The sequence below is a fragment of the Sulfitobacter mediterraneus genome, from assembly GCF_003054325.1.
Taxonomy (GTDB): domain Bacteria; phylum Pseudomonadota; class Alphaproteobacteria; order Rhodobacterales; family Rhodobacteraceae; genus Sulfitobacter; species Sulfitobacter mediterraneus.
On sequence record NZ_QBKU01000001.1, the window covers coordinates 196033 to 220294 of the forward strand.

Below are 24262 nucleotides of genomic sequence, written 5' to 3' on the forward strand. Positions count from 1 at the left end.
CTCCAATCCTAAGGATGAACCGCCATGAAAATGACCACCGAAGAAGCATTTGTAAAAGTCCTTCAGATGCACGGCATCGACAATGCCTTTGGGATCATCGGCTCTGCCATGATGCCCATTTCCGACCTGTTCCCGGCTGCGGGCATCAAGTTCTTTGACTGTGCCCACGAATGCAACGCTGGCATGATGGCCGATGGATACACCCGCGCCACTGGCAAAGTTTCGATGATGGTCGCCCAGAACGGCCCCGGCATCACCAACTTTGTCACGCCGGTGAAAACAGCCTATTGGAACCACACGCCGCTGCTGCTGGTCACACCACAAGCCGCGAACAAGACCATCGGACAGGGCGGTTTCCAGGAAGTCGAACAGATGGCGCTGTTCGAAGATATGGTCGCCTATCAAGAAGAGGTCCGCGATCCTTCCCGCATCGCCGAGACCCTGAACCGCGTGATCATCCAAGCCAAACGCGCCAGCGCCCCGGCCCAGATCAACATCCCGCGCGATTTCTGGACCCAAGTGATCGACATCGACCTGCCCGCGATTGTTGAGTTTGAACGCCCCTCCGGCGGCGAGCAGGCCATCGACGACGCAGCCAAGCTGCTGTCCGAAGCCAAGTTCCCGGTCATCCTGAACGGTGCGGGCGTGGTGATTGGTGGCGCGATTGACGCCTCCAAGGCACTGGCCGAGCAATTGGATGCGCCTGTGTGCTGCGGCTATCAACACAACGACGCCTTCCCCGGCTCACACCCGCTGTCGGTTGGTCCATTGGGCTACAACGGTTCAAAGGCGGCGATGGAACTGATCTCCAAAGCAGACGTGGTATTGGCCCTTGGCACACGCCTCAACCCGTTCTCGACCCTGCCCGGCTATGGCATTGATTACTGGCCCACAGACGCCAAGATCATTCAGGTCGATATCAACCCAGACCGCATCGGCCTGACCAAAAAGGTCACCGTGGGCATCGTCGGCGATGCCAAGAAAGTCGCGAACAGCATCTTGTCCAAACTGGCGGATGATGCTGGTGATGCAGGCCGCGCCGATCGCAAGAACCTGATCAGCACAACCAAATCCGCTTGGGCGCAGGAACTGACCTCCATGGATCATGAAGACGACGACCCGGGCACCACATGGAACGAACGCGCCCGCGACCGTGAGCCGGGCAAGATGTCCCCGCGCATGGCATGGCGTGCGATCCAATCAGCGCTGCCGAAAGAGGCGATCATCTCCTCCGACATCGGCAACAACTGCGCCATCGGCAATGCCTACCCAACCTTTGAGGCAGGCCGCAAATACCTCGCGCCGGGTCTTTTTGGCCCTTGCGGATACGGCTTTCCTGCAATTGCGGGCGCCAAAGTCGGCTGCCCCGATGTTCCGGTTGTCGGCTTTGCCGGTGACGGCGCATTCGGCATCTCGATGAACGAAATGGTTTCGGTCAGCCGCGATGACTGGCCACCGATCACAATGGTGATCTTCCGCAACTACCAATGGGGTGCGGAAAAGCGGAACACGACCCTCTGGTTCGACGACAACTTTGTCGGCACTGAACTCGCCCAAGACGTGGATTACTCCGCCATTGCAAAGGCCTGCGGTGTTGTTGGTGTTCAGGTCACCGGCATGGACGAATTGACCGACGCATTGGACGCGGCGATCAAGGCCCAGATGAACGATGGCAAAACCACATTCATCGAAGTGTTGCTGAACCAGGAATTGGGTGAGCCATTCCGCCGCGATGCAATGAAGAAACCCGTTGCAGTGGCTGGCATCAGCCGCGACGACATGCGCCCACAGGCGGGCGCATAAAACGGATGCCCAAAGGGCACCATACACGGATGGGCAAGCCATGAGCGTGCTGCAAGGTCTACAAGATCGCGCCGCCGCTCGGCCTGCCCATATCGTGCTCAGCGAAGGCCACGACCCACGGGTTGTGGCCGGTGCCGTTTCTGCGGTGCAAGCCGGGATTGCGCGGATCACACTTGTCGGCACCACGGATGAGGTCCATCGGCAGTTGGCCGACATGGGTGCAACGATTGGCCCAATGATCGCTGTCGAAGATCCACAAACTTCGTCCCTTACGGATGAGTTCGCCCAAACCTATTTTGATCTGCGCAAACACAAGGGCGTCAGCGAAGACATCGCCGCGATCCAGGCCCGCGATCCATTGGTGTTCGCCGCCATGATGGTGCGCAACGGTCATGCGGATGGCACTGTCGGCGGGGCGGTCGCAACCACGTCGGACACTGTCCGCGCAGCGCTGCAAATCATCGGAAAAGCCAAAGATGCCCCGCTGGTTTCCAGTTTCTTCCTGATGGCCCTGCCAGATGGGCACCCCTCAGGCCGCAGCGCCATGATCTTCGGGGATTGCGGGCTGGTCATTGATCCAAACGCCGAAGAGCTTGCAGCGATCGCAGTGGCCTCTGCGGCCTCATGCAAACAGCTTCTCGGCGATGCCCCCAGGGTTGCACTACTGTCGTTTTCCACCAAGGGCAGCGCCCGCCATCCCGCCGTGAGCAAGGTCAGTGACGCCGTCGAAATTTTGCAACGGGATCATCCAGACCTTCCCGCCGATGGCGAATTGCAGTTCGATGCGGCCTTCGTGCCGGAGGTCGGCGCATCCAAGGCGCCGGGCTCAACCGTTGCGGGCCACGCCAATGTGATAATTTTCCCCAACCTTGATGCAGGCAACATCGGCTATAAAATCGCACAACGCATCGGCGGGGCAGATGCGATCGGGCCGGTGCTGCAGGGCCTGTCCAAACCCGCCAACGATTTGTCACGCGGATGCACCGCACAGGACGTTACAAACATGATTGCCGTGACTACACTTCAGGCATCCTCTTAAGATCAAACAGGAAATTCCATGACACAGAAACAGCCCGTGATCGACCTGAGCCCGCATGTGTCAGATGAGGTTCGAAAAACCACCTGTTATATGTGCGCCTGCCGCTGCGGTATCAATGTGCACATGAAAGACGGCAAAGTCGCCTATATCGAGGGCAACCGCGACCATCCGGTGAACCAAGGTGTGCTCTGCGCCAAAGGTTCGGCTGGCATCATGCAGCACAACGCGCCATCACGGCTCAAATCACCGCTCAAGCGGGTGGGCCCGCGCGGCTCTGGCGAGTTCGAAGAAATCAGTTGGGACGAGGCCTACCAGATCGCCGCCGATTGGCTTGAACCGATCCGCAAGGACAACCCAGAAAAGCTGGCGTTCTTCACTGGCCGAGATCAGTCGCAATCCTTCACCAGTCTCTGGGCGCAGGCCTTTGGCACACCGAATTACGCGGCCCACGGCGGATTCTGTTCCGTTAATATGGCCGCTGCGGGCATCTACACCATGGGCGGCGCGTTCTGGGAGTTTGGCCAGCCAGATTGGGACCATACCAAGCTGTTCATGCTGTTTGGTGTGGCCGAAGACCACGATTCCAACCCAATCAAGATGGGTCTGGGCAAGATCAAGAAACGCGGCGCACGTGTGATCGGTGTGAACCCGATCCGCACCGGCTACAACGCCGTTGCCGATGATTGGGTCGGCATCACGCCGGGCACCGATGGGCTATTTATCCTGTCGATGATCCATTGTCTGATGAAAGCGGGCAAGATCGACCTGAATTACCTGGCTCAATACACCGATGCCCCCGTGCTGGTGAATGGCGATGAGAAATCGCCCGAATTCGGCCTTTTCCTGCGCGATGAGAATGGCAAGGAACTGGTCATTGACCGCACCACGGGCAAACTCACCCCCTTTGACCAGCCCGGTGTGAAACCTGATCTTGCCGCGACCCACCGCGCCAAAGGTGTGACGCACCGGCCTGTGTTCCACCAGATGGCCGATCAATACCTATCTGACGACTACACCCCCGAAGCGGTTGCGGATCGCGTGGGCATCCCCGCGGGGCGTATCCGCGCCTTCGCCGCCGAACTGGCCCGCGTCGCCTTTGAAGATGCGTTTGAGCTTGATCACGAATGGACCGATTTTCGCGGCGAAAAACATCGGACGATGACAGGCCGCCCTGTGTCCTTCCACGCCATGCGCGGGATTTCAGCCCATGCCAACGGCTTCCAAACCTGCCGCGCCTTGCATGTCCTGCAAATCATCCTCGGCACGGTCGAAGTCCCCGGCGGTTTCCGTTTCAAACCGCCCTATCCAAAACCCGCCAAAGCACACCCTAAACCCCATGTGGGCATGACCCCCGGCGCACCGCTGAATGGTCCGCACCTTGGCTTTGTACACGGTCCCGAAGACCTCGCGCTGAAACCCGACGGCACCGCCGCCCGCATCGACAAGGCCTTCACTTGGGACAACCCAATGTCGTCCCACGGGCTGATGCATATGGTGATCTCAAACGCCCACGCTGGTGATCCATACAAGATCGACACGCTGTTTATGTATATGGCGAACATGTCGTGGAACTCATCGATGAACACCGGCGGCGTGATGGAGATGCTGACGGACAAGGATGAAAACGGCGGTTACGTGATCCCGCATATCATCTATTCCGACGCCTATTCCTCCGAAATGGTTGCCTATGCCGATCTGATCCTGCCCGACACCACCTATCTGGAACGGCACGATTGTATCTCGCTGCTGGATCGCCCGATCTGCGAGGCAGACGCGGCGGCCGATGCGATCCGCTGGCCGGTGGTGGAACCGGACCGCAACGTCAAAGGCTTCCAATCGGCGCTTTGTGATCTGGGCGCAAAACTGGGCCTGCCCGGATTTGTCAACGATGACGGCAGTCAGAAATACGCCGACTATGCCGACTACATCACCAACCACGAACGCCGCCCCGGCATTGGCCCACTGGCCGGCTGGCGCATGGGCGAAAACGGCCTGCAATCGGGGCGCGGCGGCGTCAACGAAAGCCAGATCGAAAACTACATCGAAAACGGCGGCTTCTTTGTCGAACACATCCCCGAGGGCGCCAATTACTACAAACCATGGAACCGCGCCTATCAGGACTGGGCTGTGGGTATGGGCCTTTTTGATGCGCCGCAACCCTATCTGTTCAACCTCTACGTCGAGCCGATGCGCAAATTCCAGCTGGCCGCTGAAGGCCACGGCGACGTTCAACCGCCCGACCACCTGCGCGAACGGATCAAACACACCATGTCGCCTCTGCCGATCTGGTATGAGACTGACCAACAAGGCAACGAAGGCTATACCGTCAACGCCCTGACCCAACGCCCCATGGCGATGTACCACTCATGGGGGTCGCAAAACGCTTGGCTGCGCCAACTGCACGGCCACAACCCGCTGTACCTGCCTACCAAACTGATGCGCCAGCATGACCTGTCCGATGGCGATTGGGCGCGGGTGTCCTCCCCTCATGGCGAGATCACCGTGCCGGTGATGGAAATGGCGGCGCTCAACGACAACACGGTCTGGACCTGGAACGCCATTGGCAAACGCAAAGGCGCATGGGCGCTGGACAAAGACGCACCAGAGGCCACCAAAGGTTTCCTGCTCAACCATTTGATCCACGAACTGCTGCCCCCCAAAGGTGACGGCATGCGCTGGGCCAACTCCGACCCAATCACCGGTCAGGCCGCTTGGTTCGATCTTAAGGTCCGCATCGAAAAGGCCGAAGCCCCAAAACAATCACGGCCTGAATATCCGCCGATCAATTCCCCCGTAGGTCAGGGACCAGACAAACTGGCATGGAAGGTGGGCAAATGACCCTCTCCCTTTTTGGCTATAAATATTCCGGGGGTCCGGGGGCTGGCCCCCGGTCCGACATCAAACAGGAGCGCCGCATATGACAACCCTGCCTCAACAAACCGACAAGAAACTCGGCCTCGTCATTGATCTGGACACCTGTGTCGGCTGCCACGCTTGTGTGATTTCCTGCAAGGGCTGGAACACCGAAAACTACGGCGCACCGCTGTCGGACCAAGACCCTTACGGTGCGGATCCGTCCGGCACATTCCTCAACCGCGTGCATTCCTATGAGATCCAACCGGCCGAAGGCCATGCCCAGCTGATCCACTTTCCAAAGTCCTGCCTACACTGCGAAGACGCGCCTTGCGTCACAGTTTGCCCGACCGGCGCCAGCTACAAACGTGTCGAAGATGGCATCGTTCTGGTCAACGAAAGCGATTGTATCGGCTGTGGCCTATGCGCTTGGGCCTGCCCATACGGCGCCCGCGAAATGGACCAGGAAGAGAAAGTGATGAAAAAATGCACCCTCTGCGTGGACCGGATCTATAATGAAAACCTACCCGAGGTGGACCGCGTTCCATCTTGCGTGCGCACGTGCCCCGCTGGCGCGCGCCATTTCGGCGATCTGGGCGATCCGGACAGCACCGTCAGCCAATTGGTTGCGGAACGCGGCGGGGTTGATCTGATGCCGGAACAGGGCACCAAACCCGTGAACAAATACCTACCGCCACGCCCCAAGGATGCGCTGCCCGAATTTGATGTGCTGGCACCCTTCCTTGAACCCGTGGCGCAAGAGCCCAAAGGCTTTCTTGGCTGGCTCGACAAAACACTGGAGAAACTCTGATGCATCCGGCCCCTTCTGTTATCTTTTTCTCCACCTTCTCCGGCCTTGGCTTTGGCCTGCTGTTCTGGCTTGGCCTTGGCATACCGGGCGTCACTGGCTTCTCTGCCTTTGCCTTTTTCACCATCGCTTATCTGCTGGCGGTGGGCGGGCTGATCTCCTCGACCTTCCACCTTGGGCACCCCGAACGGGCGCTCAAAGCCTTCACCCAATGGCGCAGTAGTTGGCTCAGCCGTGAAGGCTGGTGCGCTGTTCTGGCACTGGTCATTCTGGCGGTCTATGGCATCGGCCTCGTGTTCTTTGACAGCCGCTGGACCGTACTGGGCCTGATCGGCGCCTTGTTTGCCCTGGGCACAGTGTTCACAACCTCGATGATCTATGCCCAACTCAAGACAGTGCCGCGCTGGAATATGCCGCTGACCCCGGCCAATTTCCTGTCGCTCAGTATTGCTGGCGGCGCCCTTTTGGCGGGACAGGTCACTTGGGCGATTGGCCTGCTGATTGTCTCGGGGATCATTCAGGCCGCAACATGGGTGATGGGCGACAAGGCCTTTGGAAACTCTGGCAGTGATCTGGCCAGCGCAACCCAGCTGGGCCACATTGGCACCCCCCGCGCGTTTGAGCCGCCCCACACCGGCACCAACTATTTGCTACGGGAATTTGTGCATGTGATCGGACGCAAGCACGCCCAAAAACTGCGCCTGATCGCCATTTCTCTGATGGCGGTGTTGCCGGTGGTCCTGCTGTTGTTGCCGTTCAATCACCTGTTGGCAGTTGTCGCGGTGCTGGCCCATGTGGCGGGCGTCCTGGCGGCGCGTTGGTTGTTCTTTGCCGAGGCTGAACACGTGGTTGGTCTTTACTACGGCAAACGTTGATCGAGATGGAGTTGACCCTGCGTCCGGCCCGCCCCGATGAGGCAGAGGCGCTCACTGATCTGGTGATGCGTTCCAAGCAATCCAACGGCTATGATGACGCCTTTATGGCGGCCTGTGCGGATGAGTTGCGCGTGACGCCCGCACGGATCGCCGCAGGCAATTTCTGGGTGGCGGTGGCACAGGGCGCGCTGTGCGGCTGCGTCACGCTCGATCCAGACAGGGCCACGGGCCAAGGCACAATATCGACCTTCTTTATTGATCCCGATGCCAAACGGCAGGGCGTTGGCCGCGCCCTTTGGGGCCAAGTCCAAGCCGCCGCGAGGTCGCAGGGAATGTCCCTGCTCAAGCTGGACGCTGATCCGGCAGCGGTGTCGTTTTACCAAGCGATGGGATTCGAAACAGTCCGCGAGGTGCCATCAGGATCCATTCCCGGACGGGTTCTGCCGCAAATGGAATTGACGCTGCCATCTGTAGCGTAGGGCGGGGTTCACCCCGCCACCACGACAAATCACGACATCGGCAAACGCACCTCAACCACACGCGCCATAATCGATGCGCCAACGGGCAAGATTGAGGTATCCAGAACATACTCAGGGTTGTGCAGAGGCGCAGTGCCGCCATGTCCAACCGTGCAATAAGCGCCCGGCACCACACGCAGCATATCGGCAAAATCCTCTGACCCAGTGACAGGTGGCGCCTGTGGATCAAGGTTTTCAACCCCGACAATATCACCCGCCGCCTGCATATAGACATCCGACAGTTCATCATCGTTGATCAAAACGTCGAACACGGACCGCAGATCAAGCGTGATCTCGACCCCATGTGCGATTGCAAAGCCGTCACAAAGGGCCTGCATCCGCTGCGCGGCCAGTTCATACATCTCATCCGCGAAATAGCGCACCGTGCCCGCCAATGTCGCGGTCTCTGGCACCACATTATAAGCCGATCCCGAATGGATCTGAGTGATCGACATCACCAGAACCTCTTGGGCGGGGATGTTGCGGCTGAGGATGGTTTGCATCTCGCTGGCCAGCGATGCGGCAATGATCAGTGCATCGCGAGAATCGTTTGGCTTGGCGGCATGGCTGCCTTTGCCTTTGATATGGATGTCAAAGAACGCCGCCCCTGCCATTGCCTGCCCCTTGCAAATCCCCACCTTGCCGGGCTTGCCATTGGGATGGTTGTGCATCCCGAAAATCTCATCACAGGGAAAATGTTCAAACAAGCCATCCGCCAGCATCTGTTTGGCCCCGCCAAGCCCCTCTTCGGCAGGCTGAAACACCACCACTGCAGTGCCGTCAAAATCCCGCGTTGCTGCCAGATGTTTCGCAGCGCCCAGCAGCATCGTGGTGTGGCTGTCATGACCACATGCATGCATCACACCGTCGTTCTTTGACGCGTAAGGCAGGCCCGTGGCTTCATGGATCGGCAGCGCATCCATATCGGCCCGCAGACCCACACGGCGATTGCCCTGCCCCTTGCCGCGAATGATCCCGACAACACCGGTCTTGCCCAAACCCTCATGCACCTCGTCCACACCATAACTGCGCAGCTTTTCCGCAACGATGCCGCTGGTGCGCACTTCGGTAAAGCCGATCTCGGGATGCGCATGAAGGTCACGGAAAATGTCCTCCAGCTCGGGGACGCTGTCGGCGATGGTGGGCAGAATATTCATGAAAAAGGCTCCGGGTTGTTTTCCGCGCATGGTGGGACGAAGCCCAGCAAACCGCAACCCGGAACCGTAAGGCGGGGATTACCCCGCCAATATGCCTGAATTAGTTGGTCAAACCCGCATGACGCATCGCGTCATCAACCATCACTTTGGTCTCGTCCGACAGGGCAGTCAGGGGCAGTCGCACCTCATCAGAACACAGATCAAGCTTGGACATGGCGTATTTCACACCCACCAAACCCGGCTCGGTAAAGATGGCTTTGTGCAGCGGCATCAGACGGTCCTGAATATCAAGCGCGGCGCGATAATCGCCAGCGGCGCAAGCCGCCTGCATCTTGGCCAGCATCGCGGGGGCCACATTGGCCGTAACCGAAATACAGCCCGTGCCGCCTTGGGCGTTGAACCCGTGGGCAGTGGCATCTTCGCCAGACAATTGGATGAAATCGGGACCGCATGTCATGCGCTGATCGCAGACCCGCGCCAGATCGCCGGTGGCATCTTTCACGCCCACAATGCGCGGCAGCTTGGCCAATTCACCCATGGTCGCTGGCGTCATATCCACAACGGACCGGCCAGGAATATTGTAGATGATCACAGGCAGGTCGCAGCAATCATGCACAGCGGTGAAATGCGCGATCAAACCGCGCTGGGTTGGCTTGTTGTAATAGGGCGTCACCACCAAAACCGCATCGGCGCCAACAGATTCGGCGTGACGGGCCAAACGGATGCTTTCCGTAGTATTGTTGGACCCAGCACCGGCAATGACCGGAACCCGGCCAGCAGCGGCTTTGACCACCTCTTCCACGACAATCTCATGCTCGCGGTGGGTCAAGGTTGGCGATTCGCCTGTTGTCCCAACCGGCACAAGGCCATCACTGCCTTCACCGATGTGCCACTCCACAAGTTTCTTCAAGGTCTCCAGATCCAGCTCGCCGTTGCGAAACGGCGTGACGAGGGCAGGCATAGAACCTGTAAACATGTGCACGCTCCTTTGTTGTGCTGGTCGGCAGAATTGCCGAACTTCTGAATGACCATTGGCGCGGGTGTGATTTGATTACGGTGCGCTACGGTATATGTTTCAAGGCTCTAGCCTCTGACCCATGGGAAATGCAAGCAATGACACGCATTCTGACGCTCTTCGCGCTTGTTTTTATGCTTGCTGTGCCCGCTTTGGCCGAACGGCCCCGCCCCTTGGCCAAAGCGTTGGAGGCGATGCGCAGCGGAAATTGGGACAACGCCAGCCGGATCGCGGCCCGTGATGGGCAGATAGCCGCCGATATTGTCACATGGCATCACCTGCGTGCCGGGCGCGGCAGCTACGCCGAGATCACCGAGTTTCTCAGTCGCCGAAACAACTGGCCCGGAGAGGCATATCTGCGCAAACAATCCGAAACCGTGGTGATCGGGCAAGGCGACCCCAAAATCCTGCGGTTCTTCAAAGACCACCCGCCGCAAACCCCACTGGGTGTGCTGGCTTACGCCGCCGCGCTGAGCCGTGATGGTCAGAAAGACAAAGCGGATGATTTGGTGATCCGCACATGGCGCAGCTTGGACATGGACCGGCCTGCGCAAATCCTGTTTCTCGCCGATCATGCCGCCTTGCTCAAACCTCATCACGCCGCCCGGTTGGAGGCCCTGTTGTGGAAGCGCAAACATGACGCCGCACGCCGGCTGTTTGATCTGGTCAGCACCGATTTGGTTGCCCTCGCCGAAACCCGCATCGCGCTGCAACGCCTGTCGCGTGAGGTGAACACGCTGATCGAGGCCTTGCCACCCCAGCATGCCAATGACCCGGGGTTGCAGCACGACCGTTTCGAATGGCGCATTCGCAAGGGCCTCGGCGGATCGGCAAAAGAACTGCTCCTTGCGCAATCCACCAGTGCTAAAGCCTTGGGAAAACCCTCCGCATGGAGCAATCGCCGCCGTGCCTTGGCCCGGTCCGAGATGCGCGCAGGCAATGGCAAGCGGGCCTATCAATTGGCATCGCAACACTTCCTGATCGAAGGGTCCGACTATGCCGATCTTGAATGGTTGTCGGGCTATCTGGCGTTGCGGTTCCTCAAAGACCCCACAGCGGCACACCAGCATTTCCTCAACCACGATAGCGTGGTGCAATCGCCGATTTCACAAGGCCGTGCCGGATACTGGCAGGGCCGGGCGCTTGAGGCGATGGGCGACAAAGACGGCGCTCAAAAGGCCTATGCCGAGGGCGCGAAGTTCCAGACATCCTTCTACGGGCTGTTGGCCGCAGAGCGGGGCGGATTGGCGTTTGACGCAAGACTTGCCGGCACGGAGCCGTCACCCGATTGGCGTGCGGCTGCCTTTGCCTCGGACCCGCGGTTCGAGGCAGGCATCTTGCTGCAAGCCTCGGGCGAGCTCTCGCTTGCCGAACGGTTCTGGTTGCATCTGGCAGATGGGTTGGATGAAACCGGGTTGGCGCAGTTGGGGCAAGCCGCCATTGATTTGGACCAACCGCACCTTGCCGTCATGATTGGCAAGCGGGCGGCGCGGCGCGGGCTGACCATCGCCGCGCCGTACTATCCGCTGCATCCCCTGTTGGAGCTTGACCTGCCAATGGCGCCCGAGATGAACCTCGCCATCGCCCGGCGCGAAAGTGAATTTGATGCCGTGGTGGTCAGCCACGCGGGCGCACGCGGCTTGATGCAACTGATGCCCGCCACCGCTCGCGATGTCGCCTCTGATCTGGGCATTTCGGGTCTGCACACCACCGACAGACTGACCGCTGATCCGGACCACAACGCACAGCTGGGGGCGACCTATCTGTCGCAGATGGCCGGGCGGTTTGATGGCAATGTCTCCATGATCGCCGCCGCTTACAACGCGGGGCCCAGCAGGCCGGACCGTTGGATGGCCACCTATGGTGATCCGCGCAAGGGTCAGATTGATATCGTCGATTGGGTCGAAATGATCCCGTTCCGTGAAACGCAAAACTACGTCATGCGGGTCACGGAAAGCCTGCCGATCTATCGCGCGAGACTGGGCAAAGATCCGTTGCCGATCCCGTTTTCTGAGGAACTAGTGGGCCGCAGCCTTTTGCCGTTCGCGCCAAAAGGTGAATAGCCCTGCCGCCACGATCAATCCTACCCCGATGGCGACATTGCTGCGGATGGTTTCCCCAAAAAAGCTGATCCCGATCAAGGCCGCAAAGACCAGTTGGAGATAGGCAAAGGGCTGCACCGCGCTGGCCTCTGCAACCTCGTAACAGCGGATCAACAACCAATGACCAGTGACCCCTGTTACGCATAGACATCCCATGAACATCCAGTCTGTTGCGGCCATCGGCTCCCAAAACCATACGCCAGCGAATGTCATGGCGATCGCACCGGTCACCCCTGTCCAAAAGAAGCTGGTGGCGGTGCTGTCGCGCCGCGCCACGTAGCGGGTGAGCAATCCGTAAACGGCGAACATCGTCGCAGACAACAACGGGATCACCGCCGCCGGATCAAAGACCGACATGCCCGGCTGCAAGATGATCAACACCCCAATGAACCCTACACCAATCGCCGCCCAACGGCGCCAGCCGACCCGTTCGCCCAGCACCGGACCAGAGAGCGCGGCAACCAACAATGGATAGCAGGTGAACACCGCATGGCTTTCCACCAGACCAAGAATTGTAAACGCTTCCACCATAACACAAATTTCCGCCGCAAGCAGAACGCCGCGTAGGGTTTGCAGCAACGGCTGCCGGGTGCGCGCCGCGGCCCGCATGCCCCCCGGATTGCGCCGAGCAATGGCAATCACAAAGGCCGCAAAGAACCAATAGCGGATCATCACCACCATCAGAACGTTATACTCGCCTGCCAGATGCTGCGACAATCCATCCTGCACCGCGAACACAAATGTGGTGGCCACCATCAAGGCAATGCCCAGCGGAATGTTGTTGGATTGGTTCATTACGATTGTATCTTTGCGCGGGTCATATGCCGCTTGCGCCCGTACCCCGAAACCCGTTCGACCGCAAAGCCAGCATCCGCCAAACCGCGCCGCACAAAGCCTGCGGCGGTATAGGTTGCAGCCGTTCCATACGCTTGCGTATGCTCGCCCACCACCATCATCAATTCTGCCGACCAGAGCTCAGGATTCTTGGCCGGTGAGAACCCGTCAAGGAACCACGCATCGGCCATCCCATCCCAGCGCGGAAGTGTCTCACGCGAGTCCCCAACGATCACTTCTGCCCGCACGCCCGGCAGGTCAATCACACCGCCCTGCCCCGTCCACGCCTTGGTTAGCAGGTCACGTTTGCCGCCAAATTCGGGAAAGACCGCATGGGCCCGCGCCATATCTTCCGGCGACATCGGATACGCTTCAAAACTGGTAAAACAAAGCTGCCCCGCCACGCCGCTGGCTGCGAAGGCATCCCATGCCACCAGAAGGTTCAAACCTGTACCAAAGCCAAGCTCGGCAATCTGGAAGCCATCCACAAACCGTTCCGGCAGGTCATTGCCCGCCAGAAACACATGCTCTGTCTCGGCCACGCCATTCTCAAGGCTAAAGAACGGATCATCAAAGCGGGTCGAAACCGGCACCTCACCATCGCGCCAAAGGATCTGATCTGTCTGGTTCTGCACGGCGACACCAAGTAAAGGAGGGACAACGCGCCGACACTGCGCAAAGGAACGGAGCTTGGCAATGGTTGAAATCACAGTGCGCGGAGCAGGGATTTTTGGCCTCTCGGTGGCCTGGGCCTGCGTACAGCGCGGCGCCAAGGTCTGTGTGGTTGATCCAAGCGGCCCCGCGGCCGGCAGCAGCGGCGGCTTGGTCGGCGCATTGGCCCCGCATGTGCCCGAAAACTGGAACCCAAAGAAAGCATTCCAATTGGACAGCCTTCTGATGGCCGAAGGCTTTTGGTCGGAGGTTGAGGCCGCAGGTGGCGGATCGGCAGGTTACGCCCGCACTGGCCGTTTGCAGCCGATCAACGATGACGCCGCTCTGGCTTTGGCACAGCGGCGCGTCGAAACAGCCAAGGTTCTTTGGCAAGACAACGCCATCTGGGAGGTCATTGCAGCCAGCGATACCGAATGGGCGCCAACAACCCCGTCCGGCCTGCTGATCCGCGACACGCTCAGCGCTTTGGCGCATCCTCGTAAGGCTTGCGATGCCTTGGTGAAAGCCCTCACCGCCAAGGGGGCCGAGATCACCACCAATGCGCCTGATCGCGGGCAGGTGCTATGGGCCACCGGGATGGCGGGCTTGCTTGAGATGACCTCGAACCACCACCGCAGTGTCGGCAATGGCGTCAAGGGTCAGGCGGCATTGCTGCGCTATGATGCGCGGGGTTTGCCGCAGCTTTTCGCAGGCGGTGTGCATGTGATCCCGCACTATGATGGCACTGTCGCAATCGGCTCCACCTCCGAGCGGGAGTATGACACGCCCGGTCAGACCGATGCGCAGCTGGATGTCGTGATTGATGCGGCGCGGGCAGCGATCCCTGCATTACATGTTGCCCCGGTGCTGGAACGTTGGGCGGGTGTCCGCCCCCGCGCCCGCAGCCGCGCACCGATGCTGGGCGCCTGGCCCGACCGGCCCGGTCATTTTATCGCCAATGGTGGCTTCAAAATCGGCTTTGGCATGGCCCCAAAGGTGGCACAGGTTATGGCCGATTTCATGTTGGAGGGGCGTGACGCCATTCCGGACGGCTTCCGCGTTGAGGATAACCTTTAAGGCACTACGCGCGGGCCTGCATACATTGCCGTCCATCCGGCCCACGCACCCAAAGATCGCGCCCCTCGCGGCAAAACGCAGCCGTCTCAAAATGCATCAGCGGGGCGGTTGCCCGGAACTGAAACGTGGTCAGCGGGCCAAGTTCGGCCTCTGCCAGTAACATCAGTTTTTGCGCCAAAAGCGGGCCGTGTACGACCAATCCGTCATAGCCTTCGATCTCGCGGGCATAGTCCAGATCATAGTGTATGCGGTGCCCGTTGAACGTCAGCGCCGAATAGCGAAAAAGCAGAGTGGAGGAAAAGGATGCCGCGACTCGGCTTTCCTCATCCATCCGGGCGACAGGCGGCACAGGTTTGATCGCATCCGGCGCGGGATCTTCGCGGTACACCAGATCCTGCCATTCGGTAAGGCAAAGCACATTGTTTTGATGAATGTCATGGCGCATCGTGACAAAGGCCAGCGGCCCGGTGCGCCCGTCCTTGCGCGTCGCGCTTTCGCAGTGTGATGTTTTGATCGCTTCAACACCCGTGCGCAGCGGGGTTTGAAACTGCAACCGTCCCCCGGCCCACATCCGCCGCGGCAATCCCATATCGGGGATCAATCCGCCAACCTGCGGATGACCATCCCGGCCAAGCCCCTCAGGCGGCTGCGGATCCCAAAAATAGAGTTGGTGAAAGAACGGCGGCAATGCATCGCCTGCACTGATGGTCGGCCTTTGCCCCAGCGCCACTTGCATCGCAGCAGCGCGGGCACTGTCCATGACATCGCTTTGACTTGTCTGTTTGGGCTGTGCAGGGTTCATGGCATTGGTCTAACGAAGGAAAACCCATGTCGCAATCCGAACCCACATTCACATTGGATAGGCTTGATCATCTGGTTCTGACCGTGGCCAGCATTCCCGCAACCGTCGCCTTTTATCAAGATGTACTGGGCATGCGTTCCGAAGAGTTCGAAACCTCGACAGGCGAGATCCGGCAGGCGTTGAAGTTTGGCGCGTCAAAAATCAACCTGCACCAGCAAGGGCAGGAATTTGAACCAAAGGCACAGCGCCCCACTCCGGGCAGCGCAGATTTGTGCTTCCTGACCCAAACCCCAATCCTAGACTGGCAAAACCATCTGGCCGCGCGTGATGTCACAATAGAAGACGGCCCCGTCCCCCGCACCGGGGCGGCAGGGCCGCTTGTCTCGATCTACATCCGTGACCCCGACCAAAACCTGATCGAGATTTCGGTGTCGCAAGTCTAAATCAAGCCGCGCAGGTTTTGCATCAGCTGCGTTAGATCACGGGCGTACATTTCGCCAATCAAATGGCCGTTTTCATCAAAGGCATTGGAAGAATCCGCCAGATGAATTTCAGGCCCCTGCAGGATCATCGGGCGGAACGGCACCATGAAGCCGCGCAGAACCATCTGCGCCCGCACGCCGCCCGCACGGCCCGCCGCCGCAGACATGACCGCCACTGGTTTGCCGTTCCATGGGTTGCCTTCGGCCCGGCTTATCCAGTCCAGCGCGTTTTTCAGAACGCCTGAGGGGCCAGCATTATACTCGGGGGTCGACAGGATCACCGCATCCGCCGCCGCGATCTGATCGGCGACCTTTTGCACGGCGGCAGGCACACCTGTGCTGGCCTCATCGTCCCCGTCATACAGTGGGAAATTGATGTCGGCCAATGCGTATTCGCTGTTGCCAAACAGCCGCGCCGCTTCGGTCAGCAATTTGGTATTTGTCGCCTCTCGGCGCAAAGAGCCGGAGATGCCAAGCAACTTGGGGGAGGTCATATCAAACATTCCATTTTGTTTTCTCTGTCCCCTTTATCTCGTTCATCCTCGCAAAAATGCAAGAAGCCCCCGCGAAATGCAGGGGCTTTGTGCGAATTTGCAGAGGTGAGCCCGATCAGGCGTTGGGCAAGATCACAATCTCAACCCGGCGGTTTTGCGCCTTGCCAGCCGGGGTCAGGTTGCTTGCGATCGGCTGGCTTTCGCCCCGACCAAAGGCCTGTACACGGCCGGTTGGCACGCCATTGCCATAAAGCACATTGGCCACCGCATAGGCCCGCCCTTCGGAAAGCTGTTGGTTATAGGCGGCATCGCCATCGCTGTCTGTGTGACCGATCACCTGAACCGTTGAGTTGGGGTAGGATTGCAGGCTGTTCGCGAGGGTCCGCAGATCACCCATTAGCCCCGGTTGGACGGCAGTGCTGTCCACAGCAAAGAGAATATCCTGCGGCAATGTCACGATCAAACGATCACCGGTGTTGGTGATCACCACGTCATTGCCCATCTGCTGGCGCAACTCGGCCTCTTGCTTGTCCAGCGCATAACCAACGCCCGCGCCCAATGCACCACCGATTAATGCACCCTTAAGGGCACCATCGCCGCGGTTGCCGTCACCCTTGGACAGCGCGCCCAGCAAGGCACCTGCTCCCGCGCCAATCAAGGCGCCGTTCTTTGTCTTTTGATTGGGATCACCGGGCTGCGCACCGAACCGGCCCGGATCGGTACAAGCGGAAAGCGCCAATGCGCCGGCCAAAACGCTGGCCAATGTGAGCTTGGAAGAAATCATACTACTGCCTTCATGTTGCTGGCCCCGTTCGGGCAGGGCATCTTGATATGTGGCAATATATAACGGTGCTGAGCGGAAAAAAGTCAGGGGGAAAAATAAGTCGGCGCAAACCCGCGCATCGGCTCAGGCCTCGGCGCGGGCGGCCTCGAATGCAAGCATCGCGCGTTTGACCGGCAAGCCCCAGTGATAACCGCCCAGCGCCCCGGATTTGCGCAATGCGCGATGACACGGGATCAGCCACGACACCGGATTGCGCCCCACCGCCGTACCCACCGCCCGGACCGCGCGCGGATTGCCGATGGTTTCGGCAATGTCGGAATAGGTTGTGACTTCACCAGACGGAATGCTCAACAACGCCTCCCAAACTTTGATCTGAAACGGCGCACCGATCAGGAACAAGGGCGCCTTGTCCAGCCCGCTGTCCTTTGCGCCAAAGGCCGTCAACACCCATGGACGCAGCATCATCGGATCTTCGACAAAGGTCGCATTGGGCCAGCGCGAGGTCAGATCCTGCATCGCAACGTCTTCGCCCATCTCTGAGGCCAGGGCCAAACCGCAGATGCCCTTTTCCGTGCCCATCACCAGTGCCAGCCCAAAGGGGCTGTCAAACCAACCCCAATAGATCGTCAGCCCATCCCCCTTGCGGGCAAATTCACCGGGGCTCATCGATTCCCAACGAAGGAACAAATCATGCAAACGCCCTGTGCCGGACAGGCCAACCTCATGCGCGGCCTGCAACGTCGTGGCATTGCTGCGCAGCATCTCTTTGGCCTGCCCCAGCATCAGATATTGCTGGTACCGCTTCGGCGACACGCCGACCCAGCGCGAGAATATCCGCTGAAAATGCGCGGGCGACATGCCCATCTTTTGCGCAAGCTGCTCAAGCGGCATCATGTCTTCGGAGGCGTCAATCAGGTCAATGGCGCGACGCATCACTTGAAAATGATAGCCATCATCAGAGGCGGGCGTGGGAATGGGTGTGATCTGTGTCATGCGTCCAATCTAGGCAGACAGGCCGCACCAAGCGACCCGAAACTTGCGCCTTCGCGATTGAAGCGCGGCCAAGACTTGCCCCCCGGCCCCATTCCGCGCATACCGATACCATGGCAAAACAGCTTGATTATCATACCATCCGCGAGATTTTCACCCGCTTTCAGGAGGCAGACGCCGAACCAAAGGGCGAGTTAGATCATGTGAATGTCTACACCCTTGTCGTGGCGGTCGCATTGTCGGCGCAGGCCACCGATGCAGGGGTTAACAAAGCCACCCGCGCCTTGTTTCAGATCGTGGATACCCCGCAAAAGATGTTGGATCTGGGGCTTGAGGGACTGACCGAACATATCAAGACCATTGGTCTGTTCCGCCAGAAAGCCAAGAACGTCATGAAACTCAGCCAGATTTTGGTGGATGATTATGGCGGCGAGGTGCCAAACAGCCGCGCAGCGCTGCAATCGCTGCCCGGTGTAGGCCGCAAGACCGCCAATGTGGTGCTCAACATGTGGTGGCAGCAACCGGCACAGGCCGTTGATACCCATATCTTCCGCGTCGGAAACCGCACTGGCATTGCGCCGGGCAAAACGGTAGACGCCGTCGAGCGTGCGATTGAAGACAACATTCCTGCTGATTTCCAGCTGCACGCGCATCACTGGCTCATCCTGCATGGCCGTTACCACTGCAAGGCCCGCAAACCGCAATGCCGCACCTGCATCATCCGTGACCTTTGCCAATTTGAGGACAAAACTGAATGAAGACCTACGAACTTGTTGGCATCGGGAATGCCGTTGTTGATGTGATCACCCAAACTGACGACAGCTTTCTGGGGCATATGGGCATCGAAAAAGGCATCATGCAGCTGATCGAACAGGAACGCGCCGAAGTTCTTTATGCCGCGATGAACGAACGTGTTCAGACACCCGGCGGCGCGGTTGCCAATACAATTGCGGGCGCAGGTGCGCTTGGCATGCAAACCGCCTTTATCGGGCGGGTGCGCGATGATGCGCTGGGTCATTTCTATGCCGATGCAATGACGGATCACGGCATTGATTTTGTGAACCCGCCTGTCGCGAATGGCGATACGCCAACTTCGCGGTGCATGATCTTTGTCACGCCTGATGGGGAACGGTCGCTGAACACCTACCTTGGCATTTCCACGGGCCTCAATTCAGGCGATGTGCCGACCGAAGTGTCGGGCAATGCCAAATTGATGTTCCTTGAAGGTTACCTGTTTGACCACGACGCGGGCAAAACCGCCTTCCGCGAGGCCGCACGTGCCACCAAAGCGGGCGGCGGCAAGGCAGGTATCGCGATATCTGATCCGTTTTGCGTGGAACGTCACCGTGATGATTTCCTGTCTCTGATCAAACATGATCTGGACTATGTGATCGGCAACGAGGCCGAGATGCAGTCGTTGTTCGAAACCGATGACACCGAATTGGCCCTGTCCAAAACCGCCGACATGTGCCCGATTGTAGTGTGCACCCGGTCCGGCGATGGCGTCAGCCTGATCCGCGATGGCCAACGGGTGGACGTGCCTGTGCAATCCGTGACCCCGGTAGACGCCACCGGCGCAGGTGATCAATTTGCCGCCGGTTTCCTGTTTGGCCTGTCGCGTGGCTGCGAGTTGGAAGTCTGCGGACGCATGGGCAATCTTTGTGCAGGCGAAGTGATCAGCCATATCGGCCCGCGTCCACAGCAAGATATGTTGGCCGCCTTCCGCGCCGAAGGGTTGATCGGCGCATGATTAAGGACGGGCTGTACGATATTCCACGCGGCAAGATCGCGACAATTGCGACCCATCTGGAAATGCTGGCCCCTGCGCCAGCACGCCCTGTGCCAGCGCCCGAGGGCGTTTCTTTTGAGCAGATCAAACCTGATCTGGACCGATACCGTGATCTGTTCACCCGTGTTGGCAGCCTTGATTGGCTTTGGCACGGGCGGCTCAAGATGAATGAGGCCGATCTACAGGCGATCCTATCCGATCCAAAGGTCGCTATTTATACGCTCAGACTGGATGGTCAGGACGAGGCTCTGCTGGAGCTGGACTTTCGCCAAGACGGCGCATGTCAACTGGCCTATTTTGGACTGACCGCCAATCTCATCGGCAGCGGTGCAGGGCGGTTCATGATGAACCAAGCGATCTCGCTCGCTTGGGCGCAGGACATCACCCGCTTTCACGTCGACACCTGCACGATGGACAGCCCGCAAGCCCTGCCGTTCTATATCCGCAGCGGATTTACCCCCTGCGCCCAACAGATCGAAGTGCGCGATGACCCCCGTTTGGACGGCATCCTGCCCCGCAGTGCTGCACCGCATGTTCCGATTTTCGACTAGTCCAGCGGACAACTTTCACCGCGAAAACACTGCTGGATCACCTTGATCTGATCCGGGCTCGGGTTGGGAAAAACAAAGCCGCCGCACGGATCGATTGACATCGTGTAGCGGCCATCCGCCTTTTCGACAAAGGCCAGCACGTCCATGCCATCCACAGCACCGCCGCACCAGGGGCCAAAGCAAAGCACCTCAAGCGTGATCTCGCGGTCAAAGTGATGGATGAACCCCGCCATCGACAAGGATTGGCCGGTGATCCGGGCCGGTATCTCAGTCTGTTTGGGCGGTGCGGGGTCTGTCATGCCTTTTGGCAATTCACCCTCATCAAAAGACAACTGCCCGTGCACCACAACATAGGTCTGGGGCGCGGCGCTGGCAGCGTGGAACCCGCGCGCGACGGAAGGTTCAGCACAAGACAGCGCAAGCGCGGGCCAAGGGGCACAGATCGCAACGAGAAATGCCAGAATGCGGATCACAGATGCGGCTCAAACTCAGCCAGAACTGTTTCGTAGACCGCACGTTTGAACGGCACGATTTGAGGCACCAGATCAGCAATCGGCAACCAGCGCCATTTCGAGAACTCAGGATGTTCAGTCTTGATATTCACCTGATCATCTCGGCCCTCAAAACGCATCAGGAACCATTTCTGTTCCTGCCCCCGAAACCGACCTTTCCAGATCTGCGGAACAATGTCATGCGGCAGATCATAAGGCACCCAACCGGCGGTTTCAGCCACCACCTGCACCAGATCACGGGTCACGCCGGTTTCTTCTTCCAGCTCGCGCAACGCGGCATCGCGGGGATCTTCGCCCTTTTCGACACCGCCCTGCGGCATCTGCCATGCATCCTGATCGCGGTCTTTGCGCTGTCCGACAAAGGCGGCACCATCCGCGTTGATCAGCATCACGCCCACACAGGGGCGATAGGGCAGTTTGGCAATTTCATCGGGTGTCATTGCAGGGCTTTCTCCATCTCCGCGCGGTCCAGTGTTTCACCAAGCCGCGCCACGCTTTCATGCCGGATAACACGAAAACCAACCGCCAGAAAGGCAGGCTGCGCCATCAGGCTGGCGTGGGTCCAAAGCCGCCCGTGCCCGGCATCCTGCGCGGATTTCTCAAGCATCTGATACAGGCGCCGGAACAGTCCCCGGCCCTGCGCCTCGCCGCGCACAAAGGCCATATCGACGTATCCGTCGTTGCGCAGGGTCAAGAACGCAAGGGCGGTGCCGGCTTCCTCGGCCATCCAGACATCCTGCTGGGCCAACCGTTGCGCCCATTTCGCGCCGCTGTTTGGCGTGGATTGCCAAGCCGCCCGCTGCGCCTCGGTGTATTTGCTGACGCCTTTATGGATCGCATCAAACATCACTTCGCCCAATGCATCGGCATCCTGCCCCTGTACAGGCCGTATTTTCAAATCTGTCATTCTGGCTTGCCCTTGATCCTTCCTTGGCGTCCAATCGGGAAGGTGACGCCGCGTTGCGCGTGACTTAGCGCATCACATCAGGTGTTGTCACCGGCAACCAGCGTCCTGCCAGAGAGGCCCGAACATGTCCAATTTCCCCCATATGCTTGCCCCGCTAGATCTGGGCTTTACCACGCTCAAGAACCGCGTCCTGATGGGCTCAATGCACACAGGTTTAGAAGAGACCAAAGACTGGAACCGCGTTGCAGAGTTTTACGCGACCCGTGCGCGAGGCGATGTCGGCTTGATGGTCACGGGCGGCATTGGCCCCAACCCCGAAGGGTCCGTGGCGCATGGCGCGGCAATGATGGTCAGCCAGCAAGACGTGGACAACCACAGCATCGTCACCAGCCGCGTGCATGAGGCTGGCGGCAAGATTGCGATGCAGATCCTTCATGCAGGCCGATATGCGTTTTCGCCCGACTGCGTTGCCCCTTCTGCGATCAAATCGCCGATCTCGATGTTCGCCCCCAAAGAGCTGGATGCAGAAGGCATCGAAAAGCAGATCAGCGATATCGTCGCCTGTGCCGCCCGCGCCAAACAGGCCGGATATGACGGGGTCGAGATCATGGGCTCCGAAGGGTATTTCATCAATCAGTTCCTTGTCACACACACCAACAAGCGCACCGATGAATGGGGCGGCTCATACGAGAACCGCATGCGCCTGCCGATCGAGATCGTGCGACGGACGCGCGAGGCCGTGGGCGAGGATTTCATCCTGATCTACCGTCTGTCGATGATTGATCTGATCCCCAACGGCTCCACCTATGAAGAGGTCGTGCAATTGGCACAGGAAATCGAAAAGGCCGGTGCCACGATCATCAACACCGGCATCGGCTGGCACGAGGCCCGCATTCCCACCATCGCGACGTCCGTACCGCGTGCGGCCTTTGCCTGGGTCACCAAGAAATTGATGGGCAAGGTCGGCATTCCGTTGATCACCTCCAACCGGATCAACACACCAGAGGTCGCCGAAGAGGTGCTGGCCGATGGCTGCGCCGATATGGTGTCGCTGGCGCGGCCCATGCTTGCCGACCCTGACTTTGTCGCCAAGGCAATGGCAGGGAAATCCGGCCATATCGCCCTATGTATCGCCTGCAATCAGGCCTGCCTCGATCACACATTTGGCGGCAAAATCTCAAGCTGTCTGGTCAATCCGCAGGCCTGTTATGAGACCGAGCTGACTCTTGATCCGGTCACAACCGAAAAATCCATCGCCATCGTCGGTGCGGGTCCGGCGGGCCTGTCCACCGCCATCGCAGCGGCGCAGCGCGGGCATAAGGTAACAGTTTTTGATCGGGCCAGCGAGATTGGCGGGCAGCTGAACCTCGCCAAACAGGTCGCGGGCAAAGAGGAATTCTGGGGTTTTGTAGATTGGTATCGCACTATGGTCGCCGATCTGAACATTGACGTGAAACTGAACACCGAAGTGTCAGCCAACGATCTGGACGGGTTTGATGAGGTTGTCATCGCAACCGGCGTCATTCCACGCGATCCGCAGATCCCCGGCCAGAATGGCGACAACGTCGTATCCTACATTGATGTGCTGAACGGCAGCGCCAAGGTTGGCGAAAAGGTCGCCGTTATCGGTGCGGGCGGCATCGGCTTTGACGTGTCCGAACATCTGGCGCACGAGGGCGAAAGCACCACGCTGAACCTGCCGGAATGGATGCGCGAGTGGGGCGTGGCCGATCCCGCCGAATACCGCAGCGGTCTTGCACCCGAAGGCCCGCAGCCACACCCAGCGGCACGGGACATCACGATGTTGCAGCGCAAGACCACCAAACTGGGCAAAGGGCTGGGCAAGACAACGGGTTGGATTCATCGTGCCTCCCTGACCATGAAAGAGGTCAAGATGATCGCGGGTGTAAACTACGAAAAGATCGACGATGCCGGCTTGCACGTCAGCTTTGGCGAGGCCCGCGAGAACCCGACCGTGGTTGAGGCAGACACAATTGTGTTGTGCGCTGGCCAGTTGTCCGACCGCAGCCTTGCAGACGCGCTTGAGGCCAAAGGCAAGACTTGCCATGTGATTGGCGGCGCCGATGTCGCAGCAGAACTGGACGCCAAACGCGCCATTGATCAAGGCACACGGCTGGCGGCTACGCTTTAGCATAATCAGGTTTGGTGGCGGGTTTCGGACCCGTCACCGCCATTGCAAGCGCCCCGCATCCCCTGCA

The 24262-nt window shown here is 59.3% G+C and carries 24 protein-coding genes; 13 read left to right on the forward strand and 11 right to left on the reverse strand.

The window, feature by feature from the left end:
* Positions 1 to 24 precede the first annotated feature (24 nt).
* The 6 genes from xsc (at position 25) to C8N31_RS01135 (ending at position 7857) form a co-directional block, all read left to right on the forward strand.
* A complete protein-coding gene (gene xsc / locus C8N31_RS01110) occupies positions 25 to 1803 on the forward strand; it encodes a sulfoacetaldehyde acetyltransferase (protein ID WP_025047105.1) in 1779 nt (592 codons plus the stop codon).
* A gap of 40 nt (positions 1804 to 1843) precedes the next feature.
* Positions 1844 to 2842 carry a phosphate acetyltransferase gene (pta, locus tag C8N31_RS01115; RefSeq protein ID WP_025047106.1) on the forward strand — a complete coding sequence of 333 codons (999 nt, stop codon included), beginning with the start codon at positions 1844 to 1846 and terminating at the stop codon, positions 2840 to 2842.
* Positions 2843 to 2860: 18 nt separating this feature from the next.
* Entirely contained in the window at positions 2861 to 5680 is a 2820-nt protein-coding gene (locus C8N31_RS01120; RefSeq protein WP_025047107.1) for a molybdopterin oxidoreductase family protein, read from the forward strand.
* Between the two features lie 79 nt (positions 5681 to 5759).
* Positions 5760 to 6506 (forward strand): 4Fe-4S dicluster domain-containing protein, encoded by a 747-nt coding sequence (locus C8N31_RS01125; RefSeq protein ID WP_025047108.1) that lies wholly within the window; start codon positions 5760 to 5762, stop codon positions 6504 to 6506.
* Entirely contained in the window at positions 6506 to 7378 is an 873-nt protein-coding gene (locus C8N31_RS01130; RefSeq protein WP_025047109.1) for a dimethyl sulfoxide reductase anchor subunit family protein, read from the forward strand. The genes C8N31_RS01125 and C8N31_RS01130 overlap by 1 nt, the downstream gene beginning before the upstream one ends.
* 5 nt (positions 7379 to 7383) lie before the next feature.
* Positions 7384 to 7857 carry a GNAT family N-acetyltransferase gene (locus C8N31_RS01135; RefSeq protein ID WP_037917756.1) on the forward strand — a complete coding sequence of 158 codons (474 nt, stop codon included), beginning with the start codon at positions 7384 to 7386 and terminating at the stop codon, positions 7855 to 7857.
* 29 nt (positions 7858 to 7886) lie between these two features.
* Here the strand turns inward: C8N31_RS01135 and C8N31_RS01140 are convergent, their stop codons facing one another.
* Positions 7887 to 9053 carry a M20 aminoacylase family protein gene (locus C8N31_RS01140; RefSeq protein ID WP_025047111.1) on the reverse strand — a complete coding sequence of 389 codons (1167 nt, stop codon included), beginning with the start codon at positions 9051 to 9053 and terminating at the stop codon, positions 7887 to 7889.
* Positions 9054 to 9153: 100 nt separating this feature from the next.
* Positions 9154 to 10029, reverse strand: a complete 876-nt coding sequence (dapA, locus tag C8N31_RS01145; protein WP_025047112.1) for a 4-hydroxy-tetrahydrodipicolinate synthase — start codon at positions 10027 to 10029, stop codon at positions 9154 to 9156.
* 128 nt (positions 10030 to 10157) lie between these two features.
* Here dapA and C8N31_RS01150 point away from each other — a divergent pair, with 128 nt between their 5' ends.
* Complete coding sequence (locus tag C8N31_RS01150) at positions 10158 to 12131, forward strand: lytic transglycosylase domain-containing protein (protein ID WP_025047113.1); 1974 nt, start codon at positions 10158 to 10160, stop codon at positions 12129 to 12131.
* Here the strand turns inward: C8N31_RS01150 and C8N31_RS01155 are convergent.
* Positions 12087 to 12965 carry a DMT family transporter gene (locus C8N31_RS01155; protein ID WP_025047114.1) on the reverse strand — a complete coding sequence of 293 codons (879 nt, stop codon included), beginning with the start codon at positions 12963 to 12965 and terminating at the stop codon, positions 12087 to 12089. The two genes, C8N31_RS01150 and C8N31_RS01155, sit on opposite strands and share 45 nt — an antisense overlap.
* On the reverse strand, positions 12965 to 13639 hold the full coding sequence (mnmC2, locus tag C8N31_RS01160; RefSeq protein WP_025047115.1) for a tRNA (5-methylaminomethyl-2-thiouridine)(34)-methyltransferase MnmC2: 675 nt from the start codon (positions 13637 to 13639) through the stop codon (positions 12965 to 12967). The genes C8N31_RS01155 and mnmC2 overlap by 1 nt, the downstream gene beginning before the upstream one ends.
* Before the next feature lie 61 nt (positions 13640 to 13700).
* Here mnmC2 and C8N31_RS01165 point away from each other — a divergent pair, with 61 nt between their 5' ends.
* A complete protein-coding gene (locus C8N31_RS01165) occupies positions 13701 to 14732 on the forward strand; it encodes an NAD(P)/FAD-dependent oxidoreductase (protein ID WP_037917763.1) in 1032 nt (343 codons plus the stop codon).
* A 4-nt stretch (positions 14733 to 14736) separates the two neighbouring features.
* On the opposite strand, the gene C8N31_RS01170 is transcribed toward C8N31_RS01165, so the two are convergent.
* Complete coding sequence (locus tag C8N31_RS01170) at positions 14737 to 15534, reverse strand: HTD2 family dehydratase (protein WP_025047117.1); 798 nt, start codon at positions 15532 to 15534, stop codon at positions 14737 to 14739.
* Between the two features lie 26 nt (positions 15535 to 15560).
* Here C8N31_RS01170 and C8N31_RS01175 point away from each other — a divergent pair, with 26 nt between their 5' ends.
* The gene (locus C8N31_RS01175; RefSeq protein WP_025047118.1) at positions 15561 to 15977 is read left to right on the forward strand and encodes a VOC family protein; all 417 of its coding nucleotides are present in this window, start codon (positions 15561 to 15563) and stop codon (positions 15975 to 15977) included.
* Here C8N31_RS01175 and C8N31_RS01180 read toward each other — a convergent pair.
* From C8N31_RS01180 to C8N31_RS01190, 3 genes are all read right to left on the reverse strand, one after another.
* Positions 15974 to 16510 carry an NADPH-dependent FMN reductase gene (locus C8N31_RS01180; RefSeq protein ID WP_025047119.1) on the reverse strand — a complete coding sequence of 179 codons (537 nt, stop codon included), beginning with the start codon at positions 16508 to 16510 and terminating at the stop codon, positions 15974 to 15976. The genes C8N31_RS01175 and C8N31_RS01180 overlap by 4 nt on opposite strands.
* A 115-nt stretch (positions 16511 to 16625) precedes the next feature.
* Positions 16626 to 17294: a YiaD family glycine zipper/OmpA-like lipoprotein gene (locus tag C8N31_RS01185; RefSeq protein WP_025047120.1), complete on the reverse strand. Its 669-nt coding sequence runs from the start codon at positions 17292 to 17294 to the stop codon at positions 16626 to 16628.
* A 123-nt stretch (positions 17295 to 17417) separates the two neighbouring features.
* Entirely contained in the window at positions 17418 to 18287 is an 870-nt protein-coding gene (locus C8N31_RS01190; RefSeq protein ID WP_025047121.1) for a bifunctional helix-turn-helix domain-containing protein/methylated-DNA--[protein]-cysteine S-methyltransferase, read from the reverse strand.
* A gap of 110 nt (positions 18288 to 18397) precedes the next feature.
* Between C8N31_RS01190 and nth the strand changes: the two genes are divergently transcribed.
* The 3 genes from nth to C8N31_RS01205 are packed head-to-tail and all read left to right on the forward strand — an operon-like array spanning position 18398 to position 20624.
* The gene (nth, locus tag C8N31_RS01195) at positions 18398 to 19042 is read left to right on the forward strand and encodes an endonuclease III (protein WP_025047122.1); all 645 of its coding nucleotides are present in this window, start codon (positions 18398 to 18400) and stop codon (positions 19040 to 19042) included.
* Complete coding sequence (locus C8N31_RS01200) at positions 19039 to 20034, forward strand: adenosine kinase (protein ID WP_025047123.1); 996 nt, start codon at positions 19039 to 19041, stop codon at positions 20032 to 20034. Before nth ends, C8N31_RS01200 begins: the two co-directional genes overlap by 4 nt.
* Positions 20031 to 20624, forward strand: coding sequence for a GNAT family protein (locus tag C8N31_RS01205; RefSeq protein WP_025047124.1), 594 nt, complete (start codon positions 20031 to 20033; stop codon positions 20622 to 20624). Before C8N31_RS01200 ends, C8N31_RS01205 begins: the two co-directional genes overlap by 4 nt.
* On the opposite strand, the gene C8N31_RS01210 is transcribed toward C8N31_RS01205, so the two are convergent.
* Genes C8N31_RS01210 through C8N31_RS01220 form a run of 3 tightly spaced genes read right to left on the reverse strand, consistent with a single transcriptional unit; the run spans position 20621 to position 22043 of the window.
* Positions 20621 to 21097, reverse strand: coding sequence for a hypothetical protein (locus C8N31_RS01210; protein ID WP_025047125.1), 477 nt, complete (start codon positions 21095 to 21097; stop codon positions 20621 to 20623). The genes C8N31_RS01205 and C8N31_RS01210 overlap by 4 nt on opposite strands.
* The gene (locus C8N31_RS01215; protein WP_025047126.1) at positions 21094 to 21576 is read right to left on the reverse strand and encodes an RNA pyrophosphohydrolase; all 483 of its coding nucleotides are present in this window, start codon (positions 21574 to 21576) and stop codon (positions 21094 to 21096) included. The genes C8N31_RS01210 and C8N31_RS01215 overlap by 4 nt, the downstream gene beginning before the upstream one ends.
* Positions 21573 to 22043 carry a GNAT family N-acetyltransferase gene (locus C8N31_RS01220; RefSeq protein WP_025047127.1) on the reverse strand — a complete coding sequence of 157 codons (471 nt, stop codon included), beginning with the start codon at positions 22041 to 22043 and terminating at the stop codon, positions 21573 to 21575. Before C8N31_RS01220 ends, C8N31_RS01215 begins: the two co-directional genes overlap by 4 nt.
* Positions 22044 to 22167: 124 nt before the next feature.
* Here C8N31_RS01220 and C8N31_RS01225 point away from each other — a divergent pair, with 124 nt between their 5' ends.
* Positions 22168 to 24195 (forward strand): NADPH-dependent 2,4-dienoyl-CoA reductase, encoded by a 2028-nt coding sequence (locus C8N31_RS01225; protein WP_025047128.1) that lies wholly within the window; start codon positions 22168 to 22170, stop codon positions 24193 to 24195.
* The last annotated feature ends 67 nt before the right edge of the window (positions 24196 to 24262 follow it).